Origin of the sequence: Rhizobium sp. BK098, from assembly GCF_014193155.1 — a bacterium.
Taxonomy (GTDB): Bacteria; Pseudomonadota; Alphaproteobacteria; order Rhizobiales; family Rhizobiaceae; genus Rhizobium.
The window spans coordinates 263,579-287,939 of the sequence record NZ_JACHYY010000003.1; the positions used below are offsets into that span (position 1 = coordinate 263,579).

Annotated in this window: 18 protein-coding genes; 15 read left to right on the top strand and 3 right to left on the bottom strand. The window is 59.8% G+C overall.

What is annotated here, in order from left to right; all coding sequences use genetic code 11:
- Positions 1–70 precede the first annotated feature (70 nt).
- The 4 genes from FHT73_RS10565 (at position 71) to FHT73_RS10580 (ending at position 5,977) form a co-directional block, all read left to right on the top strand.
- Positions 71–3,715, top strand: coding sequence for a hydantoinase B/oxoprolinase family protein (locus FHT73_RS10565; RefSeq protein ID WP_183711822.1), 3,645 nt, complete (start codon positions 71–73; stop codon positions 3,713–3,715).
- 84 nt (positions 3,716–3,799) lie between these two features.
- Positions 3,800–4,327 (top strand): winged helix DNA-binding protein, encoded by a 528-nt coding sequence (locus FHT73_RS10570; RefSeq protein ID WP_112335858.1) that lies wholly within the window; start codon positions 3,800–3,802, stop codon positions 4,325–4,327.
- Between the two features lie 302 nt (positions 4,328–4,629).
- Positions 4,630–5,460: an MBL fold metallo-hydrolase gene (locus FHT73_RS10575; RefSeq protein ID WP_112410346.1), complete on the top strand. Its 831-nt coding sequence runs from the start codon at positions 4,630–4,632 to the stop codon at positions 5,458–5,460.
- Between the two features lie 79 nt (positions 5,461–5,539).
- Positions 5,540–5,977 (top strand): VOC family protein, encoded by a 438-nt coding sequence (locus FHT73_RS10580; RefSeq protein ID WP_183711471.1) that lies wholly within the window; start codon positions 5,540–5,542, stop codon positions 5,975–5,977.
- A 12-nt stretch (positions 5,978–5,989) separates the two neighbouring features.
- Here the strand turns inward: FHT73_RS10580 and FHT73_RS10585 are convergent, their stop codons facing one another.
- Both FHT73_RS10585 and FHT73_RS10590 read right to left on the bottom strand, forming a co-directional pair.
- On the bottom strand, positions 5,990–6,736 hold the full coding sequence (locus tag FHT73_RS10585; RefSeq protein WP_183711473.1) for a polysaccharide deacetylase family protein: 747 nt from the start codon (positions 6,734–6,736) through the stop codon (positions 5,990–5,992).
- Positions 6,726–7,823: a glycosyltransferase family 4 protein gene (locus tag FHT73_RS10590; RefSeq protein WP_183711475.1), complete on the bottom strand. Its 1,098-nt coding sequence runs from the start codon at positions 7,821–7,823 to the stop codon at positions 6,726–6,728. The genes FHT73_RS10585 and FHT73_RS10590 overlap by 11 nt, the downstream gene beginning before the upstream one ends.
- Before the next feature lie 304 nt (positions 7,824–8,127).
- On the opposite strand from FHT73_RS10590, the gene FHT73_RS10595 reads away from it, so the two are divergent.
- On the top strand, positions 8,128–9,852 hold the full coding sequence (locus FHT73_RS10595; protein WP_183711824.1) for an adenylate/guanylate cyclase domain-containing protein: 1,725 nt from the start codon (positions 8,128–8,130) through the stop codon (positions 9,850–9,852).
- A gap of 72 nt (positions 9,853–9,924) precedes the next feature.
- Positions 9,925–10,803 (top strand): FkbM family methyltransferase, encoded by an 879-nt coding sequence (locus FHT73_RS10600; protein ID WP_183711477.1) that lies wholly within the window; start codon positions 9,925–9,927, stop codon positions 10,801–10,803.
- A 2-nt stretch (positions 10,804–10,805) separates the two neighbouring features.
- On the opposite strand, the gene FHT73_RS10605 is transcribed toward FHT73_RS10600, so the two are convergent.
- Entirely contained in the window at positions 10,806–11,285 is a 480-nt protein-coding gene (locus FHT73_RS10605) for a class I SAM-dependent methyltransferase (RefSeq protein WP_183711479.1), read from the bottom strand.
- Between the two features lie 142 nt (positions 11,286–11,427).
- On the opposite strand from FHT73_RS10605, the gene FHT73_RS10610 reads away from it, so the two are divergent.
- The 9 genes from FHT73_RS10610 (at position 11,428) to FHT73_RS10650 (ending at position 24,175) form a co-directional block, all read left to right on the top strand.
- Complete coding sequence (locus tag FHT73_RS10610) at positions 11,428–12,603, top strand: DUF3095 domain-containing protein (RefSeq protein WP_183711481.1); 1,176 nt, start codon at positions 11,428–11,430, stop codon at positions 12,601–12,603.
- A gap of 350 nt (positions 12,604–12,953) precedes the next feature.
- On the top strand, positions 12,954–14,291 hold the full coding sequence (locus FHT73_RS10615) for an adenylate/guanylate cyclase domain-containing protein (RefSeq protein WP_183711483.1): 1,338 nt from the start codon (positions 12,954–12,956) through the stop codon (positions 14,289–14,291).
- A gap of 160 nt (positions 14,292–14,451) precedes the next feature.
- A complete protein-coding gene (locus tag FHT73_RS10620) occupies positions 14,452–16,359 on the top strand; it encodes an ABC transporter ATP-binding protein (RefSeq protein ID WP_112410354.1) in 1,908 nt (635 codons plus the stop codon).
- A complete protein-coding gene (locus FHT73_RS10625) occupies positions 16,356–18,278 on the top strand; it encodes an ABC transporter substrate-binding protein (RefSeq protein WP_112608711.1) in 1,923 nt (640 codons plus the stop codon). Before FHT73_RS10620 ends, FHT73_RS10625 begins: the two co-directional genes overlap by 4 nt.
- Positions 18,271–19,269: an ABC transporter permease gene (locus FHT73_RS10630; protein ID WP_015343453.1), complete on the top strand. Its 999-nt coding sequence runs from the start codon at positions 18,271–18,273 to the stop codon at positions 19,267–19,269. Before FHT73_RS10625 ends, FHT73_RS10630 begins: the two co-directional genes overlap by 8 nt.
- Positions 19,266–20,441: an ABC transporter permease gene (locus tag FHT73_RS10635; RefSeq protein ID WP_183711485.1), complete on the top strand. Its 1,176-nt coding sequence runs from the start codon at positions 19,266–19,268 to the stop codon at positions 20,439–20,441. Before FHT73_RS10630 ends, FHT73_RS10635 begins: the two co-directional genes overlap by 4 nt.
- Positions 20,442–20,541: 100 nt before the next feature.
- Complete coding sequence (locus FHT73_RS10640) at positions 20,542–21,756, top strand: glycosyltransferase family protein (protein WP_112335846.1); 1,215 nt, start codon at positions 20,542–20,544, stop codon at positions 21,754–21,756.
- An 11-nt stretch (positions 21,757–21,767) separates the two neighbouring features.
- Positions 21,768–23,033, top strand: coding sequence for a glycosyltransferase family 4 protein (locus FHT73_RS10645; RefSeq protein WP_183711826.1), 1,266 nt, complete (start codon positions 21,768–21,770; stop codon positions 23,031–23,033).
- Positions 23,015–24,175 (top strand): glycosyltransferase, encoded by a 1,161-nt coding sequence (locus tag FHT73_RS10650; protein WP_183711828.1) that lies wholly within the window; start codon positions 23,015–23,017, stop codon positions 24,173–24,175. Before FHT73_RS10645 ends, FHT73_RS10650 begins: the two co-directional genes overlap by 19 nt.
- Positions 24,176–24,361: the final 186 nt, after the last annotated feature.

The following is a 24,361-nucleotide window of genomic DNA, read 5'->3' on the forward strand; positions in this document are numbered from 1 at the left end:
ACGAGCATCGATTCATGTTGACGACAAAACGTTGACGATTTATCGATATATTATCATCGTTGTTGGTGTAATGCTGCTGGAGGCGGATTTGTCGGAGAAGATTTCGGATCGTTGGGATTTCTGGATCGATCGCGGCGGTACCTTTACCGATGTCGTCGGGCGTGATCCGTCCGGCGCTCTCCACGCCCGGAAGGTCCTCTCGGAAAATCCCGAGGCTTATCGCGACGCGGCCGTCCACGGCATCCGCCTGCATCTCGGTCTCGGCAAGAGCGAGCCGGTTCCTGAAGGTGCGATCGGCGAGGTCCGCATGGGCACGACGGTCGCCACCAATGCGCTGCTCGAGCGCAAGGGTGAGCGCCTTGCGCTGGTGACGACGAAGGGTTTCCGCGACGCGCTGCGCATCGGCTACCAGGAACGCAAGAAGATCTTCGCGACCGAGATCGTCAAGCCGGAAGCGCTTTACGAAGATGTTGTCGAGATCGAGGAACGGGTGCTTGCCGACGGCACCGCCGAACTGGCTCTGGATGAAAAGGCTGCGGCCGCTGCGCTGCGCGATCTCCTTGCTAGGGGTTATCGCTCCGTCGCCATTGTCTTCATGCATGCCTATAAATTTCCGGCGCATGAGGCGGCGGTCGCCCGGATCGCACGATCGATCGGCTTTGATCAGGTTTCCGTCAGCCACGAAGTGTCGCCGCTGATCAAGCTGGTCGGCCGTGGCGATACGGCTGTGATCGATGCTTACCTGTCGCCGGTGCTCGGCCGCTATATCCGCCAGGTCTGCGATGAGCTAGATGTCGAGCGGACCGGCGCGCGCGTCATGTTCATGATGTCGTCGGGCGGATTGACGGCCGCAGACATGTTCCAGGGCAAGGATGCGATCCTTTCAGGTCCGGCCGGCGGCGTGGTCGGCCTTGCCAAGACCGGCGAACAGGCGGGCTTTGCCAATGTCATCGGCTTCGACATGGGCGGCACCTCGACGGATGTGGCCCATTTCGACGGCGAATATGAGCGCGCCTTTGAAACGGAAGTGGCGGGTGTCCGCGTCCGTGCGCCGATGATGCTGATCCATACCGTCGCTGCAGGCGGCGGCTCGATCCTGCATTTCGATGGCGATCGTTTCCGTGTCGGCCCGGATTCGGCCGGCGCCTTTCCTGGACCTGCCTGCTACCGCAACGGCGGCCCGCTGGCCGTCACCGACGCCAATGTCATGGCCGGCAAGCTTCTGCCGGAATTCTTCCCCTCCATCTTCGGACCGAACCAGGATCAGCCGCTCGATGTCGAGACAGTGCGCGCCAAGTTCGCAGCGCTAGCAGCCGAGATCGGCGATGGCCGCAGCCCGGAAGATGTCGCCGACGGCTTCATCCGCATCGCGGTTGCCAATATGGTCGAGGCGATCAAGAAAATCTCGGTACAGCGCGGCTATGACGTAACGCGCTATGCGCTCAACTGCTTCGGCGGTGCCGGTGGGCAACATGCCTGCCTGGTCGCAGATGCGCTTGGGATGAAGAGCATCCTTCTGCATCCGATGTCCGGTCTTCTCTCCGCCTATGGCATGGGGCTTGCCGATATCCGCGCAACGCGCCAGAAGGCGCTCGGTGTTTCCCTCGATGATGCCGCGCCAGCAGCTATCGCAGCGCTTGGCAGCGAACTGCGCGGCGAATGCGTGCCCGAGCTGGAAGCGCAGGGCGTCGCAACGGCCGACATCAAGACGGTCCAGCGTGCCCACATCCGCTATGCCGGCACCGATACGCTGCTGGCGGTCGAGACGACCTTTCCTGAGATTGACGCTCCCGCGCGGCTGCGCAGTCAGTTCGAGACGCTGCACAAGCGCCGCTTCGGCTTCGTTGCCGAGGATAAGCCTTTGGTGGTGGAAGCCGTCGAGATCGAAACGATCGGCGGTGCTGCCGCCGATATCGCAGTCGAGCTGGAGACGATAGCCGAAGGTGAAGCTGAGGCGGCAAGGCGCACTGCCTTCTATTCGAACGGCGAAAGTCACGATGCGGCCGTCGTTCTGCGCCAGGCGATCAAGCCCGGCCAGACCGTGACCGGCCCGGCCATCGTCATCGAACCGAACCAGACGATCGTCATCGAGGACGGCTGGCAGGCGCAACTGACCGCCAGAGATCATATCGTCCTCACGCGCATCAAGGCGCTGCCGGAGCGCAGTGCCATCGGCACCAAGGCCGATCCTGTCATGCTGGAGATTTTCAACAATCTCTTCATGTCGATCGCCGAGCAGATGGGCATGACGCTGCAGAACACCGCCTATTCGGTCAATATCAAGGAGCGGCTGGATTTCTCCTGCGCCGTTTTCGATGCGGAGGGCAATCTGGTCGCCAACGCGCCGCATATGCCGGTTCATCTGGGCTCCATGGATGCCTCCGTCGCAACCGCGATCCGCGAGAATGCCGTCATTCATCCGGGCGACGTCTTCCTGATCAATGCGCCCTATAATGGCGGAACGCATCTGCCCGATCTCACCGTCTGTACCCCGGTCTTCGACGATGCGGGTGAGAAGATCCGCTTCTGGGTCGCCAGCCGCGGCCACCATGCCGATATCGGCGGCATTTCGCCGGGATCGATGTCGCCGCTTGCCACTCATATCGAGGAAGAAGGCGTCTATATCGACAATTTCAAGCTGCTCGATCGCGGCAGATTCTGTGAGGCAGAACTTACCAAACTGCTGACAGGTGCGCGTTATCCGGTGCGGACGCTGGCGCAGAACATCAACGATCTCAAGGCCCAGGTCGCTGCCAACGAGAAGGGCGTCGCCGAGCTGAAGAAGATGATCGTTCACTTCGGTGAAGATGTCGTCGACGCCTATATGGGTCACGTTCAGGACAACGCCGCCGAAAGCGTGCGCCGCGTTCTCGACCGTCTGTCGGACGGTGAATTCAGCTATGAGATGGATCAGGGCTGCAAGATCGTCGTCAAGATTTCGATCGACAAAGACAAGCGCGAGGCAACGGTCGATTTCACCGGTACGTCGGCGCAGCGCCCGGATAATTTCAACGCGCCGCAGCCGGTGACGCGGGCCGCCGTACTCTATGTTTTCCGTGTTCTCGTCGAGGCAGATATTCCGATGAATGCGGGGTGCCTGAGGCCGATCCGCATCATCATTCCCGAAGGCACCATGCTGACGCCGAAATATCCGGCCGCCGTCGTTGCCGGCAATGTCGAGGTCAGCCAGGCCGTGACCAACTGCCTGTTCGGCGCCGTCGAGGCGCTTGCCGCCGCTCAAGGCACGATGAACAATCTGACCTTCGGCAACGACGTCTATCAGTACTACGAGACGATTTGCTCGGGAGCGCCGGCGGGGCCAGGTTTCAACGGCGCCGATGCCGTGCATACGCACATGACCAATTCGCGCCTGACCGACCCTGAAATTCTCGAGACGCGGTTCCCGGTCGTGCTGGAGGATTTCCACATTCGTCCGAATTCAGGCGGCCGTGGCAAGTGGAATGCCGGCAACGGTACGCAGCGCACCATCCGCACGCGCGAAAAGCTGGAATTCGCCATCCTATCAGGCCACCGGCGTGTGGCACCCTTCGGCGTCAACGGCGGCGAAGCCGGCCAAACCGGCCGCAACTATGTCCGTCGCAACGATGGCAGGATCGAAGAGCTGATCGGCTCGGCCCATACTGTGCTCGAAGCGGGTGAGACCTTTACCGTCGTCACTCCCACGGGTGGCGGCTACGGAAAGCGGAGCGAATAGGCATCTAATGTTGGAGCCGAGCGGCAATCGCCCGCTCGGCCTGTTGATCTGCAGGGCCTTGATCCGGGTTCGAAGGAGTTTCAGGTGACGTCCGAGGAAAAGAGCGAACGGCGTGAATTGATCGTATCGTCGGCCCATCTGGCCGGTGGTAGCTCGCCTGCCCTGTCGGAGCTGGAATATGGGTCGATCCTCTTTTCGCATGCCTTCAATCGATGGCTGGTGCGCTGTATGGCGGCGGCCGGCGTGCCTGGCCTTTCGCCGATCGAGATCCTGATCATCCATTCCGTGCGGCATCGCGACCGGCCGAAAACGCTTGCCGATCTCTGCCTCGTCCTCGACATCGAGGACACGCATGTCGCCAATTACGCCATCAAGAAGCTCGAGGCGGCCGGCCTTGTCAAAAGCGGCAAGGCCGGCAAGGAAAAGACTATCCGGGTCACCGACAAGGGCCTGGACGCGCTGAAGCGCTATACCGAAATTCGCGAGCGGCTGCTTGTCGAGGCGACGAAGGTATCGGGTCTCTCGCAAGATGACCTCTCCGATATCGCCTCGCATCTCAGGGCATTGTCCGGCTATTACGAACAGGCCGCACGGTCGGCCGCGACGCTGTAAGATAAAGGCGCGCAAGTTTCTCCCAAATCTTTTTGGCTCTTCCCAAGATTCGCTTTTCATCGAGCGCTAATATAATTTGGGTCGCCGGCGTCACACGCAAATTCCCGCCTCTTATCTATTCTGCCATTTCATACCTATATTAGATCTGTGCGATCCGTTGGCGGCAATCCGTTCAACGATCTATGTCGGCAGACCGATGAGATCCAGTTTTTACCACCGCGCAACTTTTGGAAATTGCTGGCTTCGCACGATAGCAAAAGTGTGCTTTTTTTGACCGAAAGGGGAATGGTGTAAAAACTTCCATGAACAACGATAGTTTTGAGCTGAAATTTTGGGGCGTGCGGGGAAGCATCCCTGTATCGGGACCGGAATTTGAGCGGTACGGCGGTAATACGTCGTGCATAGAGTTACGGCATGCGGGCAGGCATATCTTATTCGACGCCGGAACGGGTTTGCGCGAAGCGGCCGGTTCGCTTGCCAAGGAGGGGGTCCGCGATATCGATCTCTTCTTCACTCACTCCCACTACGACCACATCATCGGGCTGCCTTTCTTCAACGCGATCTACGATCCGCGCGTCAGCGTCGATCTCTGGTCGGGCCATCTGGCCGGCAAGACGACGACGCGGCAGCTGATCGGCCAGTTCATGCGGCCGCCATGGTTTCCTGTTGAACCCGACATCTGTCGTGCGACGATGAATTTCCGCGATTTCGCCGCCGGCGATACGTTGAAGCCGCATCCGGGCATCGTCATCCATACGACGAGGCTGAACCATCCCGGCGGCTGTATCGGCTATCGCATCGAATGGGCGGGTCGGGTGATCGCCATGGTCTATGATACCGAGCATGTGGCAGGCAAACTCGATGAGGCGGCGCTTGAACTGATGGCGGATGCAGATCTTGCCATCTACGATGCGACCTATCTCGAAGCGGAGATGCAGAAATATCTCGGTTTTGGCCATTCTACATGGCAGGAGGGCATCAAGCTCGCCAAGAAGGCCGGTGCCAAGCGGCTTGCCATGTTCCATCATGCGCCTGGCCGAACTGATCGAGAACTGGATGACATGCAGCATGATGCGCAGAAGAGCTTCCCCGAAGCGTTCTTCGCCTTTGACGGACAATCGCTGCAGCTCTGACGTACGTTTGGCCGCAAGCACCCATTGTTAGACCGGGCAGCACCCCTTAGACTGGAACGACTTTCGGGAGGTTGCAAGCATGGCCGTCAAACGGATGGACAATGTCGGAATCGTCGTCGAAGACCTCTCCGGCGCGATCGATTTCTTTGGCGAGCTTGGCCTTGAGCTCGAAGGGCAGGCGACGATTGAGGGAGAGTGGGCCGGGCGTATCACCGGGCTCGGCGATCAGCGCGTCGAGATTGCCATGATGCGCACACCGGATGGGCACAGCCGGCTCGAGCTTTCCCGCTTTCTCGCGCCGGCTGTCGTTGCGGACCACCGGAATGCACCGGTCAACGCTTTGGGCTACCTCCGGGTTATGTTCGCCGTCGACGACATCGACGAGACGCTTGAAAGGCTCCGCATGCGCGGCGCGCAGCTCGTCGGCGAAGTCGTCCAGTATGGCAACGCATATCGCCTCTGCTATATCCGCGGGCCTGAAGGGCTCCTCATCGGGCTTGCTCAGGAACTTAGCTAAGCGCGATGCGCTTTAGTATACGAAGTTGCCGACTGGCCGCCATTCGATGGCGGCATGGTCGGCCGTTTCCTCGAACAGTGTCTCGACGAAATCCCAGGCGAGATCGTCATGGACGAGATGGTGCGTCATCACCCCGATCGGTTCGTCGTGACCGTCGAAGCGGATCCGGAGCTCTTCCACGAGACGTCCGATCACTTCGGCATGTGATAAACCGCCACGCACCCCGTGCCATCTCATGATATCGATATGCGTATTGATCAAGCCGATGGGGCCTTGTTTTGCCAATCCGAAGACGGAGACGGCGCGATAGCCGAAGGGCGCGAGATGCGGCAGCAGCGCATCGTCGATCCGGTTCCACGGCGGCACCAGCAGCGGTACGAACTGCTTGCCATAAAGAGCTTCGAGCTTATCGAAACCGCGATGCAGCTCGTCGAGCACGACCGCCTGCGGCCGGTGCAGGCCGAGTTCCTGCTTCTTGGTATCGTCAGGCGCATAGTTCTGGTGGGTCCAGCCATGCACGGTGGCGGTGACGCGGCTTTCGCCCGCCAGCCGTTCGGCGAGTGCCTTGCCCGTCGGTTGCGGAATGATCGCAAGCGCGATAGGCACGTCGAAACGATTGGCAAGCGATAGAAGCCGGTCGAGGGGAGGGGTCGGCTCGATGGCGTCGTCGTCGCGGAACCATAGCTTCGCCTTTCGCCCGGCCGCGCTCCATCGCTGCAGCTCGTCGCGCAGGGGCTGCCAGTCGGCTCTATCGCTCATAATAGGTGTCTCCTAGATATTTTCGAAGAATAGTTTCCAGCCGCTTCGATGCGGCGGGCAGTGAACGCTCCTGATGCACGAAGTCATAGGCTGCGTCTGCCATGGCCCGATGCCGGCTCGCGTCGTTCAAAAGCTCGGCGATAGCCCCGGCATAGGCCTCGATATCGCCTTCCTGTGTTAGAAGTCCTGTCATGCCCGCCATCACCACTTCCGGCACACCGGCCGTTGCCTGCGCGACGACGGGCAGGCCCGCTGCCTGCGCCTCGAGATAGGCGAGGCCATAGGCTTCGTTGCATCCTGGCCAGACGTAGAGACCGGCTGTCGCCAGCTCTTGCGCGATCTCTGCGGTAGAACGCTCTCCGCGCCAGATGATGCGGTCTTCGCCAAATGCGGAGAACAGCGACGTTACCTCGCCGCGCATCGGCCCGTCACCGATGACGGTCAGGGTCCAATCCTGATCGCGGATGAGATCGAGCGCACTTGCCAGCATGACGTAGCTATCGAACTTGTCGCCCCTGCGTAGCATCGCCACCGTAATCAGCCGTCGCGGATCGGCGAAGGAGCGTGCAAAGGGCGCGGTGTCGATGAAGGGCGGGAAGCGCTCGTAACGGCCCTCGGGAATTGCATCGACCAAACCGATCCGGTCGCGCTCGGTGAAGCACAGATTGACGGCGGCAAGCCTTACCGCATCGGCAATCAGGCGCTGGTTCTCGTGCCAGCCGGTCTCGTCATGACGGCGGGAGTAGGAAGCCTCGGCCGTGACATAGGGGATATTAAGCCTCCCGGCGACGAACGGGCCGATGAGATCGGGTGTCTTGTAATAGGGATGATAGGTGAACCATAGATCCGGTGATGCCGTATGCTGCCACTGCTTCAGCAATTGCTCCTCCTCACTTTTCGCCTGCCGGGCGATCTTCACGCGTGGGCCGGCGTCCGGAGTGGGCGTAAAGCTGCGCAATTCGGAAGCGACGTCAACCTGATGGCCCGCCATCTTCAATGCTGCGATGATCTGGCGCGCCATCAGCCGGTCACCGGATGGGACCGGATGGGCAGGCGACTTCAAGGGAGCGTAAAAGGCGATTTTCATGATGTCGTCACACGGTTGACGATTAAGTGATGGCAGGAACCCGAATCGTGAAAGGATTGCCCGAATTCCGACCGGTTGCGTGACAATAAGATCCCTGCTTCAAAAAGCCGCATCCTCGACAGCATGCGGCGTTGCGGCTACTGCATAATTCCTTAAATCGGGATCGATTTGAGGATAAAATTATGCAGCAGGTTAAAAGTGCTACAGCGACCTTTGCGCGTCATATTTGACGCGCGGCGCTGTAGATGAATAGGCGATAACCGTTTTCGGATCAGTTGTGAACGGGCAATATACATTGGGTTTGATGACCATAGAGGCAAGAAAGCCAATCATGACCGATCGCCTTGTGCGAAAGCTGCGTCTCGGCTCGGGTCTTATCGTTTTTGCTTTCGTCATCATGCATTTGGCCAACCATTCCCTCGGCCTGATCTCACTCGGCATGGCCGAACATGCGCAACATTGGTTCATGGTGGTTTGGCGCAATCCGCTCGGAACCGTGCTGCTCTATGGGGCGCTGATCCTGCATATCCTGCTCGTGCTGCGAATGCTCTACAAGCGCAGGACGCTCGTCATGCCCGCCGGCGAGGCTTTTCAGATCGTTACCGGTCTGCTGGTGCCCCTCCTGCTGATCGACCATATCGTTGCGACACGCATCGTTCATGAGGTCTACGGCTATCACGACACCTATAAGGCGGTCGTGCGCACCTTGTGGGTGACTTCGCCGTTCAATGGGATGCGCCAGTCGTTCGTCCTCCTGATCGTTTGGCTTCACGGATGCATCGGCGTTCATTTCTGGCTGCGCTACCGCCCCTGGTATATGACGATCGCGCCCGTCATGCTGTCGCTTGCCATCGTCCTGCCGATTCTCGCTTTGCTCGGCTTTGCCGCAATGGGCAAGACGGTGGCGCATGAGGTCGCCCAGGAGGATGAGCGCGGCTATCCAGGCGGCTATTACAGCGACGTACGAAGCTTTGGCGAAACAGGCTCGGCGCCCGGCGGTAGGATGGCGGAAGACTTGTGGCCTTACCGCGCCGGATTCTATGGCGCCTTCAGTCTGTCGATCGCCGTTCTTTTTGCCTTCCGAGCGCATCGCAGACTGCGAGAACGGCAATATCAGGTCGCCGTTCGTTACGCAGGCGGGGAAGTCGTGCATGCACCGCGCGGCTTTACCGTGCTTGAGGCAAGCCGTCTCGGCGGCATCCCGCATTATTCGGTCTGTGGAGGCAAGGGGCAATGCTCCACCTGCCGCGTGCAGATCGTCGAGGGGGCGGAAAACCTGCCGCCGCCCGAGCCGTTGGAGCAGAAGACCTTGAACCGTATCGGCGCCACACCGGATGTCAGGCTTGCCTGCCAGCTGCGTCCGACCGGCAATGTCAGCGTGGTGCCGCTGCTGACGCCGATGGCCGAGTCGACGATCCCGGTCTACACGCAGGCCGCAAGTCCCGGCCGCGAGCGCGAGATCGTCGTCTTCTTCTGCGATCTACGCCATTTCACCTCGCTAACGGAATCGCGGCTACCCTTCGACATCGTTTTCCTGCTCAACCGCTATTTCGCCATCGTTGGCCGCATCATCGAAGAAAATGGTGGCCGGATGGATAAGTTCATCGGCGATGGCGCCATGGCGCTCTTCGGCCTTCGCGCAACCCCGAAGGAGGCCAATCGTCAGGCCCTGAAGGCGGCCGCCGCAATCATCCGCGAGATCGACAAGCTCAGTGCCGAGCTGGCTGATGACTTGGCTGCCCCGCTCGAAATCGCCATCGGCATCCACACCGGCCTCGCCGTCGTGGGATCGATGGGCTATGGCAGCGTCAAGAACGTGACGGCAATTGGCGATACCGTCAATGTTGCCAGCCGTCTGGAAAGCGTCGCCAAGGAATTCAACGCCGCGTTGGTCTTTTCGGAGCCGGTGGCGCAGCTTTCGGAAACCGATATCGCCGACACCGAAAGCCGCGAGATTGCTGTCAGAGGCCGGGGTGAGCCCTTGCGGGTCTATATCGTTTCGAAAGAGGCGAGCGCCCATTTTGCCTGATTTTCGGAGAGTGGCGGCGGCGTCGCCCTTGTCCGTTTGCAACGGAATGGCGCCGGTGTAGAGATGGCGCTCATGTTTGACGCCAAGATTCTCACAAGAAAATACTGGAAGCGAGCTTTTCGCCGCAAGCGGGACGCGATCGCCACGCGCCTGTTCGACTCCAGGCTCGGCCGGGATATTCTTATCAGTGCCATAGGTCCCCGCGTGAAGGCGATGACCGTCGATTGCGGCGATCACGTCCTCAGTTTCTCGCCGGCCGACTACATCGGCCGCAAGGTTTTTCGCAAAGGGCATTTCGAGCGCGACCATGTCGATCGCCTGCTGAGCGTCCTGCGCGAGCACGGCCTGTTGCGCAAGGGATCGGCGCTCCTGGAACTTGGCGGCAATATCGGCACGCAGACCTGCTATTTTGCCCTCAGCGGTGCCTATGACCGCATAGTCAGCGTCGAGCCGGACCCGCGCAATTTTCGCCTGCTGGCAGTCAATATTGCCGATAATGGCCTGCAGGAAATGGTGAGTGCGGTCAATTGCGCCGCCGGCGATCGCGAGGGGCAGCTCGATTTCTATCTCAATCACAAGAACCATGGCAAAAGCAGCGTGCTGCGGCAAAGCCCGACCGACGAGAAGATCTCGGTCCCCGTCCGTCCGGTTGGCGATATTCTCCTGCAGGCAGGCGTCGATCCCGCCGATATCGGACTGATCTGGATGGACATCGAGGGGTACGAGCCGGTTGCCTGCCGTTCGATGGGCGCATTGATGGCTCGAAAAGTGCCGCTCTACATGGAGTTCACGCCGGCCTTCTACGGCAAGGATCAGACCAGAGACTTCATCGCCGATCTCGCCGGACACTATGGCGAATGTCTCGCCTTCTTCGAAAGCGGCGAGCGGATCATGAAGGTAGTCGAACTGCCGGTGGCGGGCGAACAGTTCGACGTTCTGTTTCTGCGCTGACCCTATCTGCGCCGATAGATGAAATAGCGCCCGTCCTTGACGCTCGAGGGCAGCGGCAGCACAGCGAGATCCGGATGTTCGAGGGGGAGGCCGCTGATCGCAAGCCCGCCCGGTGCCAGCACGCCAGCCATGATTTCCGGCAACCAGGTCAATGTTATCGCGTCCTTGTCTTCATAGCCGGTGCCGATATCGGCATGGGCGAGCGAGGCGTTGGCGCCAATGAAAGTTCTCGCCGTGTCCTTGATCTCACCGAGAACAAGGTTTTCGGCCGACGGCATGGAAGGACCATAGGCGTTGACCGTCCGGTCGAATGCGACGATGCGATAATCGGGGAAGAGTTCGCGCAGATGATCGAAGGTGCGGCCGTTGCCGAGGCCAAGCTCCAGCACCGGGCCGTCGAGCGTTTTCACCTCATCGGCAACGGCATTGAGAATGTCGCGTTGCGCGCTGAGGCGGCGAATGAAACTATCCAGGCGGCTCATCGTATTTGAAATATCCTTGGCGTTCTATGCCTCTCCCGCCGTGGCCTAGCATGGCGGGTATCGCGGCGTCGACCACCCGCTGGCTTTTCGAGGCATTTGCTGTAGGGATAGATTGTCGCGGCGCGCACCAAAGGAGGATATCATGGCCGAGCCGTCCAACGATGATTTCTTCCACAAGCTTTCGGGCTTCACTCGTTTCGAGGGAGTCACCGATAGCGCCAACTACCAGCCCCTGCCGGGTGACTGGTTGATTGCGATCGCCGACATCGTCAGCTCGACAAAGGCGATTGCCGCGGGTCATTACAAGTCGGTCAACATGGCTGGCGCCAGCGTGATTTCCGCCGTGCTGAACGCTTTGGATCGAGGTGATTATCCCTTCGCCTTCGGCGGGGATGGCGCATTGGTGGCAGTCCCGCCCTCCGGCGAGGAGCGGGCGCGGCAGGCGCTTTCAGCGGTGCGGGGCTGGGTGATGGAAGAGCTGCAGCTCGATCTCCGCACCGCCTTGGTGCCGATGACCGCCATCCGCGACGAGGGGTTCGACGTGCAGGTCGCGCGTTTCAACCCCAACGACCATGTTTCCTACGCCATGTTTTCGGGTGGCGGCACGAGCTGGGCAGAACGGCAGATGAAGGAAGGACGCTTCATCGTCGAAGCGCCGCCGGAAAAGGTGGAGCCCGATCTAACAGGGCTTTCCTGCCGCTGGAATCCGATAAAGGCGCAAAATGGCGAGATCATCTCCATCATCGCCATCCCCGGCGAGGCTGGAAACGGTCCGCAGTTTCAGCAATTGGTCGCCGATATCATCGCCATCTCTGCAGAGCAGAGCCGCGACAGCCACCCCGTACCGGTGGAAGGCCCGACGCCAGCATTGAAGTTCGATGGTGTCGATATCGAAGCCCGGGCTCTTGCCGCTCCGGCCAACCGCTGGTGGCGCAAGCTTCTTATCGACGCCCAGGTCATCCTGCTCTGGAGCCTCGACAAGTTCCGCGTGAGGGCAGCATTCTTCGACGCTAAGGCCTATCGACGCGATCTCGCTGCGAATTCCGATTTCCGCAAGTTCGATGACGGTCTGAAAATGACCATCGATGTCGATACCGAACATCTCGAACGTATCGAGGCACGCTTACGCCAGGCAGAGGCAGAAGGCGTGTGTCGCTTCGGTCTGCATCGGCAGGACAGTGCGCTGATGACCTGTTTCGTTCCGACGCCTCTCATGCGCGACCATATGCACTTCATCGATGGGGCGAGCGGGGGGTATGCGATGGCAGCCATGGCGTTGCGGGGAAAGCGGCCGCCCGCGCTTGTAGCGGGCGAATGATTTCATCTGCAACGCGCAGGGCTGCAGTCGCAATTTTATCGATCCATTTGCTTTTTGCCCATTGTGTCAGTTGAATATGCGCCTTATCTCAATGAGAACAAAACGAGAGTCGTTGGTTGCGGCGGCTGTCCTTTTGCCGCATTTCATGTGCGGGGTGTGAGGAAATACAGTCGATATTTTGGGTGCCTGCACGATCCAAGGTGGCAATGGAACGTGTCGGTGCCGTCGCATGATGCTTCTTTCAGTCTTTGACGATGGGCTGGAAGTCCCGGATATGGATGCTGGCGAAATCGACGGTACGCCATAGGCGGGTGGAGGCATCCAGCATTGCAGGATAGGCCGCGGGAATAATGGCAATCAATTCGGGTGTCTCTGATATTCTTATCGATAAAGTTGCGGAATGGCTGACGCAGGCCGCCCTAACGGGCGAGAACCTGGAAACCGTCGTTCGCGGTTTCTGCGAACGCATGGCCGCTACCGGGATGCCGCTCAAGCGCGTGCATCTCACCTTCTCCATGCTTCATCCGCTCTATGACGCGCTCGGCTTTACCTGGCGTCGGGGTGGCGGTCTGACGATCGAGGGCTACCGGCACGGGAACGAACAGCCGGAACGCTTCATGCGCAGCCCCTATTATTATCTTCTCTCCAACAATCTTCAGCACCTGCGTCGTCGGATCGACAGTGACGGTGCGGTCGAGTTTCCGATCTTCGAGGACCTGCGCAAGGAGAAGGTGACCGACTACATGGCCTTCGTGCAGACATTCGGGGCCGGTTCGATGCAGGGCATGATGGGCTCCTGGTCCACCGACAACATCGGTGGTTTCAGCGAGGATATGATCGGCGCGTTGATGCGCATGCAGAACCATCTCGCCATGGCCGCCAAGATGGCGGTTCTCGGCAAGCTCGCCAACAATATGCTGACCACCTATCTCGGCGGCGATGCCGGGAAGCGCGTGCTGAACGGCCAAATCCGCCGTGGCGATGGAGAGACGATCCGAGCAGCGCTCGTCATGGGCGACATGCGGCAATCCACAGTTTTTGCCGAAAAGGAAGGGCGCCAAGCCTATATCGATACGCTGAACGAATTCTTCGATGCGATTGCTGCGCCTTTCAATCGCAATGGCGGCGAGATCTTGAGCTTTCTCGGCGACGGTTTTCTGGCGGTCTATCCGTGCGGCCGGCACAAGGACCCGTCCAAGGTCGCGTGCGAAGCCGCGCTGTCGGCTGTTTTCGAAGCGCAGCGTCGCGTTGCCGCGCTCAACAGCGATCGCCAGTCGCGTAATCTGAGCGAGGTGCGCTACGGGATCGGCCTGCATGTCGGCAACGTCATGTTCGGCAATGTCGGATTGAAGGACCGGCTGACCTTTTCGGCCTTTGGCGCAGCGGTCAATGAGGTCGAGAGGCTGCAGTCGCTGACCAAGAAATATTCGACGGAGGTCGTCGCGAGCCAGGCTTTCTCAAGTTACACCGATTGCGAATGGGGGACGCTGGGAGAAGAAAAGCTGCGCGGCGTGCGCCAGCGCTTCACAGTCGTCTCTCCGAAGGCCGCGGCAGCAGCCAGCAGCGCGCTGGAGATCTTTCAGGAGACGGCGGCCGACGGCCTCTCCGAGGCCGAACAGGTTATTCTCTTGCACAGGGATGCCAAGAAGTTCGAGGGCCGTCTTCAAGTCGAAAACCTCGCTCCGTGACGGCGCATGCCTTATGCTTCAGCATAAGCCGATATATCACTGGAAAGGCGACAGTTTTTTTACAGTCTCCGCATCGCTTTGACCAGCTAGACACCCGTTATGGCCTACGTTAGTGTGCCGCATAAGGCCACAAAGGTCATGTGAGCGGGAAGTAATATGTATGGCGTCAGGGACTGATCTACTGCGTATCGAGAACCTCGACGTCTCGTTTTCCCTCTACGGGGATAGTCTGCGCGTCGTCAAAAATGCCGGCTTGAGGGTGCTTCCGGGCAAGGTCACGGCGCTCGTCGGCGAATCCGGCTCCGGCAAATCGATCATCAGCCAGTCGATCATGGGTATTCTTCCGGCGGCGGCGAAGGCGACCGGACGGATTCTCTTCACCGATCCGCTCGACGGCAAGACCACCGATATTCTCCAGCTGCCGCGTGACGGGGTCGCTATCCGCGCGCTGCGCGGCGCACGCATGGCAAAGATCTTCCAGGAGCCGATGACCTCGCTGTCGCCGTTGCATACGGTCGGCAATCAGATCAGCGAAGCGCTGCGCATTCATAGCGCAGGTACCAGCAGAGCCGAGCAGCGTGAAAAGACGGAAGAGATGCTGCATCTCGTCGGCTTTCAGGACCCGGTTCGAACTTTCGACATGTATCCTTTCGAACTTTCCGGGGGCATGCGCCAGCGTGCAATGATCGCCATGGCGCTGATCTGCAACCCGGCGCTCCTGATTGCCGACGAGCCGACGACCGCGTTGGATGTCACCATTCAGGCGCAGATCCTCGGCCTGCTGCGCAATCTCCAGCAGACGTTCAACATGGCGATGCTGCTGATCACCCATGATCTCGGCGTTGTCGCGAATATGGCCGACGAAGTCGTGGTCATCTATCACGGCGAGATCATGGAAGCAGGCCCGGTCGAGACGATCTTTCGCCAGCCGCAGCATCGTTATCTGAAGGCGCTGATGTCGGCGGTGCCGCATTTCGATATGAAGCCGGGAGAGCGATTGAAGTCCCTGCGGGATGTTCCGGTCAATCTCGGCACCTTTTCCGGCAAGAAGAAGCTTATCGGCAGCGGTGTGCCGGCTGCGGGCGCCGCGCCCGATGTCCTGCTCAGCGTGCGCAATCTGACCAAGACCTACACGTCGAAGGCCGGCGGATTGTTTGGGCGGCGCGATGGCACGAAGTTCCGTGCGGTCGATGATGTCAGTTTCGACATTCGCCGCGGCGAATGTCTTGGCCTGGTCGGGGAAAGCGGCTGCGGCAAGACCACCGTCAGCAAGATACTGATGCGGGGTGTCAGTGCCGATAGCGGTTCCGTCAGCTTCGACGACGGCAGCGGCAAGATCGATGTGCTTGCCGTCAAGGGCGACGAGTTGATGGATCTGCGCACGAAGATTCAGATGGTTTTCCAGGATCCGGTCTCTTCGCTTTCTCCGCGCATGACCATCCGCAACATCCTCAGCGAACCCTTGGAAATCCATGGGCGTGGCGACAGCGACGAGCGCAAGGAGAAGGTCAAGGCGCTGATGCAGGCGATCGGGCTCGACAAGCACTATCTGAGCCGCTATCCGCACAGCTTTTCAGGTGGCCAGCGGCAGCGTATCGGAATTGCGCGCGCATTGGCGCTTGGACCAAAGCTTCTGATCCTCGATGAGCCCGTCTCGGCGCTCGATGTGTCGGTTCAGGCGCAGATCCTGAACCTTCTCAAGGATCTGCAGAAAGAGCTCGGTCTGACCTATCTGTTCATTTCGCATAATCTCGCGGTGGTGGATTACATGGCTGACCGCATAGCCGTCATGGCGCGAGGACGCATCGTCGAAATCGCTCCGCGGGAGGTCATTCTGCGCGCCCCCGTCCATCCGTATACGCGTTCTCTGCTCGCCGCCGTTCCGTTTCCCGATCTCGACCGACCGCTGGATTTTTCCGCCCTGAACAGCGAAGGCCCTGCTGCCCGGCAGAAATGGGGGCCGCAATTTTCGGACGGTGCCGACGGGGAGCTTACCTATGCGGATTTGGGCGGCGGACATTTCGTGCGCGTGCGTCGGGGTGTCGATGCCCAGGAGTTGCGCAAATGATCGGCCGGCGTACGTTCCTTGGCCTGATGGCTTCCGCAGTTTTGCCGCAACCTCTTCTGGCGGCTGATGTCGACAATGAACCGGAATACCTCGCCGATTGGCTGAGGGCCGGCCAGATGCCGCACCTCGCCAAACGCCTGCCGAAGTTCCCCCGTGTCATCAACGTCGCAGCCATGGGCCGCGTGGCGGGCCGTTACGGCGGCTCCGTGCGCACGCTCATCGGCAGCCAGAACGACATCCGCCTCATGACCATCTATGGCTATGCCCGCCTGGTTGGCTACGACAGCACGCTGACGCTTCAGCCGGATATTCTCGAATCCTTTTCCACCGTCAACGATATGGTGTTCACCTTCAAGCTGCGCGAGGGCCATAAATGGTCCGACGGAGAGCCTTTTACGGCCCATGACTTCCGGTATTGGTGGGAAGACGTTATCCTCAACAAGGAGCTAACGCCCGGCGGAGGTGCGTTGGAGCTGCGCCCGCATGGTAGCCTGCCGCGTTTCGAGTTACTCGACGACCTGACGGTGCGCTATTCCTGGGATGATCCCAACCCGAATTTCTTGCCGATCCTGGCTGCCCCGCAGCCGCTCGTCATCGCCGGGCCGGCACATTATCTCAAGCAGTTCCATAAGAAATACCAGGACAGCATTCGCCTTTCCTCGCTGATGAAGGAAAGCCGCGTGAAGAAATGGCAGGATCTGCATATCAAGATGGGCCGCTCCTACAGGCCTGAAAATCCCAAATTGCCGGTACTCGACCCATGGAAAAACACGACAGCGCCGCCGGCCGAGCAGTTCGTATTCGAACGCAACCCCTATTTCCATCGCGTTGACGAGAACGGGCGGCAGCTGCCCTATATCGACCGCATGATCCTGAACATCAGTTCTTCGGCGATTATCGCTGCCAAAACCGGCGCGGGGGAAAGCGATCTTCAAGCGACCGGCATAGACTTCAACGATTATACGTTCCTGAAGGAGGCGGAAAGGCGCGATCCGAGCAAGATCAAGGTCGATCTCTGGAAGGCGGCGCGCGGATCGCGCGTTGCCCTATACCCCAATCTGAATAGCGCCGATGCAGTCTGGCGCGATCTCTTGCGCGATGTTCGGGTGCGCAGAGCGCTGTCGCTTGCGATCGATCGTCACGAGATCAACATGGCCGTGTTCTACGGTCTCGGCACGGCAAGCGCCAACACGGTGTTGCCCGACAGCCCGCTTTTCAAACCTGAATATGCCTCCGCCTGGATCGAGCACGATCCGGATCAGGCCAACGCTCTGTTGGATGCTGTCGGCCTGGACAAGCGGGACGAAGACGGTGTCCGTTTGCTGTCGGATGGTCGGCGAATGGAGATTACCGTTGAGACCCCTGGCGAAAGTACGCTCGATTCCGACGTGCTCGAGTTGGTGACCGATCACTGGCGCAAGATTGGCATCGCGCTTTTCATCCGCGTATCCCAACGTGATGTTTTCCGCAGTCGCGCCATGGGCGGCCGCATTTTGATGTCGTTATGGTACGGCCTCGATAATGGCGTGGCGACGGCCGACATGAATCCGGGCGAATTGGCGCCGACGACCAGCGACCAGATGCAATGGCCGCTTTGGGGCATGTATTATCTGTCGCGCCAGACGCAGGGGGTGGCTCCCGATGTGCCGGAAGCCGTCGAGCTGATCAAGCTGCTGGGCGAATGGGAAGAGGCCGCCTCCTCCTTCGAGCGTGCCGAAATCTGGCACAAGATGCTGAAGGTCTATACGGATCAAGTCTTCTCCATCGGTCTGGTCAACGCGACTTTGCAGCCGATCGCGCATTCGGCCAGCATGCAGAATGTACCGGAAAAGGCGTTGTACGGCTTCGACCCGACCTGCCTGCTCGGCGTGTACATGCCGGACACCTTCTGGATGAAGGAGGATCGCCGGAATGCTTAAATATATCCTCTGGCGCACCGCCGTGATGATCCCGACCCTGGTCATCATCTCCATGTTGGTCTTCACCATCATCCAGCTGCCGCCGGGAGACTTCTTCGACAGCCAGATCGCCGAACTGCGCGCTCAGGGAGACACTGCCAATCTCCAGGATATGGAGAATCTTCGCCACGAATACGGGCTCGACCAGCCATTGCCGCTTCAATACCTGCACTGGGCCGGCGGCATGCTGCATGGCGATTTCGGCTATTCCTTCGAATATCAGCTCCCGGTATCGGATGTCGTCGGCGACCGGCTCTGGCTGACAATCCTCGTGTCGATGACAACAATCCTTTTGACCTGGCTGATCGCTTTTCCGATCGGCATCTATTCGGCAACCCATCAATATAGCTGGGGCGATTACGGCCTGACTTTCCTCGGTCTGCTCGGTATTGCCATTCCGAATTTCATGCTGGCACTGATCCTGATGTATTTCGCCAATGTCTGGTTCGGCGTGTCGATCGGGCATCTGATGGATCAAAAGTATCTTTCGCAACCGATGAGCTGGGAAAAGGCGCGTTCGATCCTGTCGCACCTTTGGATCCCGGTCATCATCGTCGGCACAGCCGGAACGGCCGGCATGATCCGCCGCCTCCGCGCCAATCTGCTCGACGAGATGCAGAAGCAATATGTCGTCACTGCGCGGGCCAAGGGGCTGCATCCCCTGAAGGCGCTGGTGAAATATCCGCTGCGCATGGCGCTGAACTTTTTCGTTGCCGATATTGGCTCCATCCTGCCGTCGATCATTTCGGGCGCCGAGATCACGGCAATCGTACTGTCGTTGGAGACGACCGGTCCGATGTTGATCCGCGCACTGCAGAGCCAGGACATGTATCTCGCCGGCTCGTTCTTGATGTTCCTCGCCTTCCTCAACGTCATCGGCGTGCTGATCTCGGACATCGCTCTTGGCTTTCTCGACCCCCGCATCCGCTTGCAAGGCAGGAGCACAAAGTGAGCGTATCCCTGCCAAAACCCGGCGCCCCCCTGGAGCATTATGTCTCGAGCGCGGATTTCGATCCGGATCAGTTCGAGGCCATGTCGGCCGGCCAGCAGCGCTATTACATGGCTTCGCAAAAGAAGCTGATGTGGTGGAAGTTCAAGAAGCACAAGCTTGCGCTTGCATCAGGCATTTTCCTGCTGCTGGCCTACGGCATGATCGTCATTGCCGAGTTCCTCGCCCCCTACGGGCTGCATACTCGCAACGTCGATTACATCCATTCGCCGCCGCAGGCGGTGCACTTCTTCAACAACGGAGAGTTTGTCGGACCGTTTGTGTACGGCCGCAAGATGACGCTCGATATTGATACGCTCCGCCGGGTCTATACCGATAATCCCTCGGATGTACAGCCGATCCGCTTCTTCTGTCGGGGCGACGCCTATCGCTTCTGGGGCCTGGTGGATTCGAACGTCCATCTGGTCTGTCCTGCGGTCGGCGGACAAATGTACCTGCTTGGGACGGACCGTTTGGGCCGCGACGTGCTGTCGCGCATCATCTATGGCGCACGCATATCCCTGACCATCGGGCTGATCGGCATTGCGGTCAGCTTCGTGCTCGGCATCGTCATCGGCGGTCTGGCGGGCTATCACGGCGGCCTCTTCGATCTCCTCGTCCAGCGCGTGATCGAGGTGCTGCAATCGCTACCGAGCCTACCGTTGTGGATGGCGCTGGCGGCGATCATGCCCGTGAGCTGGAGCCCGATCGTTGTCTATTTCGGTATCACCATCATTCTCGGCATTCTCGACTGGACCGGTCTTGCGCGCGCCGTGCGCTCGAAGCTTTTGTCCTTGCGCGAGGAGGATTATGTTCTCGCTGCGCAATTGATGGGCGCCAGCACGCCGCGCATCATCGGCCGGCATCTCGTTCCCGGCTTCATGTCGCATCTCATTGCTTCGGCAACGATCTCCGTTCCGAGCATGATTCTCGGCGAAACCGCACTTAGCTTCCTTGGGTTGGGGCTTCGCCCGCCAATCACGAGCTGGGGTATTTTGCTGACCGAGGCAAGGAGCGTCAGCGTCATCGCCTTCTATCCATGGCTCCTTTTTCCTATGATCCCGGTGATTTTGATCATTCTGGCGTTCAACTTTTTAGGAGACGGCTTGCGCGATGCCGCCGATCCCTACAAATAGCAGGGTGAACGGCGAAGACAGGATTGCAATTCGAGAAGCGGCCCGCGGATGTCCTTTGTCGACATACCGCGTATAACTTTCACCCCCAGAGGTTTTGCCTATGAAGCGGCGCTTAGAAGATGCTCGAATCCTCATGTATAGCCATGACACGTTCGGTCTCGGCCATCTGAGGCGGTGCAGAACGATTGCCCATGCGCTTGTTGAGGACTATCGCGGCCTGAACGTGCTGATCATATCCGGCGCAACGATCGCCGGGGCATTCGATTATCGCGCCCGTGTCGATTTCGTCAAAGTGCCGAGCGTCATCAAGCTGCGCGACGGTGAATACACGTCTATGGCGAGCCATGTCGCGCTGCAGGAAACGCTGAAGATGCGGCAATCGATCATTCGCCATACGGCCGAAACCTTCCAGCCCGACGTTTTCATTGTCGACAAGGAGCCGTTGGGGCTGAAAGGCGAGGTCGAGGAGACGCTGACCTATCTGAAGGCGCGGGGCACCACGCTTGTTCTCGGCATGCGCGATGTGATGGATGCGCCACACCTGCTGGAAGCCGAATGGAAGAAGAACAACGTCCTGCAGAAGATCGATCAATTCTACGATCGCGTCTGGGTCTATGGTCCGCCGGATTTTCACGATCCGCTCGTCGGCCTCGATGTTCCCTCCGGCGTGCGCCGGAAGATGGAATTCGTCGGCTTCCTGCAGCGCAGCGTTTCCACGCTGGGCACGAAGTCGGAACATGTGCCTGACGAGGATTATATCCTGGTGACAACAGGCGGCGGCGGCGACGGCGCCGATCTCGTGAGCGACGTCATCGCCGCTTTCGAGGAGGACAGCTCTCTCACGCAGAAGACGTTGATCGTGCTTGGCCCCTATATGCCGGCCAAGGAGCGCAGCCAGCTTTTGGAGCGCGCCAGCAAGATCAACTGTCTGCAGGTCATCGAGTTCGACAACAAGATGGAAGAGCTGATTGCCGGTGCCAAGGCGGTCGTGGCTATGGGTGGTTACAACACCTACTGCGAAATTCTGTCCTTCGACAAGCCGGCGCTGATCATTCCGCGCACGCGGCCACGCGAGGAGCAGCTCATCCGCGCGCAGCGGGCAAGCGAGCTCGGCCTCGTCGACATGCTGCTGCCGGAAGAATCGGCCGACCCGAAGCAGCTTGCAGCTGCCTTGAAGCGCCTGCCGAACCGGGCGCCGCCCTCGGCGAGCAACAGCAATATGCGCCTCGAGGGGCTCGTGCACATCTCGCACACCATCGGCGAATGGTTCGATGACCGCGAGCGCTACACGCCGCTATCGATCGTTGCCGAGTAGATCACCGGAACCTGTCGATGCGGAAGAAAATACTGGTGGTCCTGAAAGGCTATCCCCGCCTGTCGGAAACCTTCATCGCGCAGGAGTTGCTCGGCCTGGAGAAGGCTGGCTTCGACCTGACGCTGATCTCGATGCGCAAACCCACTGATAAGAAGCGCCATCCTGTCCATGACGAGATCAAGGCGCGCGTCGTCTATCTGCCGGAATATCTGCACGACGAACCGCTGAGAGTGCTTCGCGCCTTCTTTGCCGGCATCGGCAAGCCCGGGTTCAAGCCGCTCCTGAAGCAGTTCTGGGCCGATCTCAAACGGGATATCACACCGAACCGAGTGCGGCGTTTTGGTCAGGCCTTGGTGCTGGCGCATGAATGGCCTGACGGCGGTGAATGGCTGCATGCGCACTTTATCCACACGCCGGCCTCGGTAACCTCCTATGCCAGCATCATGACCGGTATCCCCTGGACGTGTTCGGCGCATGCCAAGGACATCTGGACGTCGCCCGACTGGGAGCTTTCGGAAAAACTCGGCCGCGCCCGCTGGACTGTGACCTGCACGCGGACCGGTTTCGAGCATATGCGCGATCTGATCGGGGCGGGCGACAAGGTTTATCTGAGCTATCACGGTCTAGATCTCGATCGCTTCGATCCTTTCGCCGGCGAACATTCTGGCCGCGATGGCAGCGACGCTTCCGATCCCGCTTTCCTTCTCAGTGTCGGTCGTGCAGTCGAGAAGAAGGGATACGACGTGCTGCTGAAGGCGCTGGCGCTGCTTCCCGGCGACCTCAACTGGCGTTTCTCTCATATTGGCGGCGGTGACGGTCTGACGAAATTGAAAGCCTTGGCCGATACGCTCGGGATTGCCGATCGCATCACCTGGAAGGGCGCGTTGGCACAGGAAGAGGTGCTCGCCCATTATCGTCAGGCCGATATCTTCGCGCTCGCCTGTCGAGTGGCCGCCGACGGCGATCGCGACGGGCTGCCGAACGTGCTCGTCGAGGCCTCGAGCCAGCGTCTTGTCTGCGTCTCCACCAATATTTCCGGCGTCCCCGAACTACTCGAAGATGGTATGAACGGTCTCGTTGTTCCCCCGGAGGACCCGCAGGCACTTGCCGTGGCGCTGGAATCCGCCATTCGCAACCCCGCGCAGCGCCACAGGCTGGGTGAGGCGGCCGAAAGGCGGGTGCGCGAGCATTTCGACTATCACGCCAGCATCCGGCAGCTGACCGGGCTGTTCGAGGCGCAATGGCAGAAAGAAGATCAATGGCGGAAATCCGCGTGACAGCCTCGCATAGCCTGCCCTTGCGGGTCTTTTTCTACGTTCAGCATCTGCTCGGTATTGGCCATCTGGCGCGGGCCAGCCGCATTGCCAGCGCGATGGCGAAAGACGGCTGCCAGGTGACGGTGGTCACAGGCGGCGTGCCGGTCAACGGATTTCCCGGCGCGGATGTTACCTCGGTGACATTGCCTGCCGTGGTTGCCAGTAGCGCCGGTTTTTCCGGCCTCGCCGATCAGTCAGGCAACCCGGTCGGCGAAGAGTTTCTGTCCCGCCGGCGGGATCTTCTTCTCGAGGCCTTCCGGAAGGCTGCACCCGATGTCGTTGTTATCGAGGCCTTTCCCTTCGGCCGCAGGCAGATGCGTTTCGAGCTCCTGCCGCTGCTCGATGCCATTTCTGAAGCCGATCCGAAGCCGAGGCTCTACACCTCGGTGCGCGATATCTTGCAGCAGCAGAAGAAACCGGGGCGCGACGAAGAGACGGTCGGCCTCCTGCGGGATCACTTCGATGGCGTGCTCGTTCACGGCGATCCGCATTTTATCCGGCTAGAGGAGACCTTTCCCCTGACCGAGGCAATCGCCGACAAGATCATCTATACAGGTCTTGTCGCACCCGCTTTGCCGCCGAAACCGGTCGAAACCTTCGACATCATCGTTTCGGCCGGCGGCGGTGCTGTCGGGCGTGATCTCATCCGCGCCTCGTTGGAAGCGGCAAGCCGCGTGGCGAGAGATCGCCGCTGGCTCTTGATCGCCGGGCCGAACCTGCCGGAGCGGGATTACGCCGATCTCGCCATGGATGCGCCTGGCAATGTCGAGCTCGTTCGCTTCCGCAAGGATTTTCCCTCCCTTTTGCGTGGCGCCGAGCTTTCGATTTCGCAGGCCGGCTATAATACAGTCGGTGATCTTCTGGTGGCCGGCTGCCGCGCCATTCTGGTTCCTTTCACCGCCGGCGGCGAGACGGAGCAGTCCGTCAGGGCCGAACGGCTGGAGAGATTGGGGCTGGCCTTGGCTCTGCCGGAGGCAGGATTGACGACGGATATGCTGGTCGACGCCGTGAAGACGGCGCTATCGTGCCCCAAGCCAGGCAACCCGGATATAGATCTCGGCGGTGCCGCCAGAACATCTGCCATTCTGCGTGAGGGCAGGTAGATACCTGTGCGGCTGATATTGGAGACTCCTGTCGTTTTATCTTCCTGGATTCCCGCAATCTTGTGATATAAATCGAAAAATAGATGAATCGGGAGGAGCGTGGACGAAGGACCGGGCGGCGTCCCTTTTCACATATGGGGCCACGTATCCGTAACGAAACCTTCCCGCATCTCTGCAACATTGGCG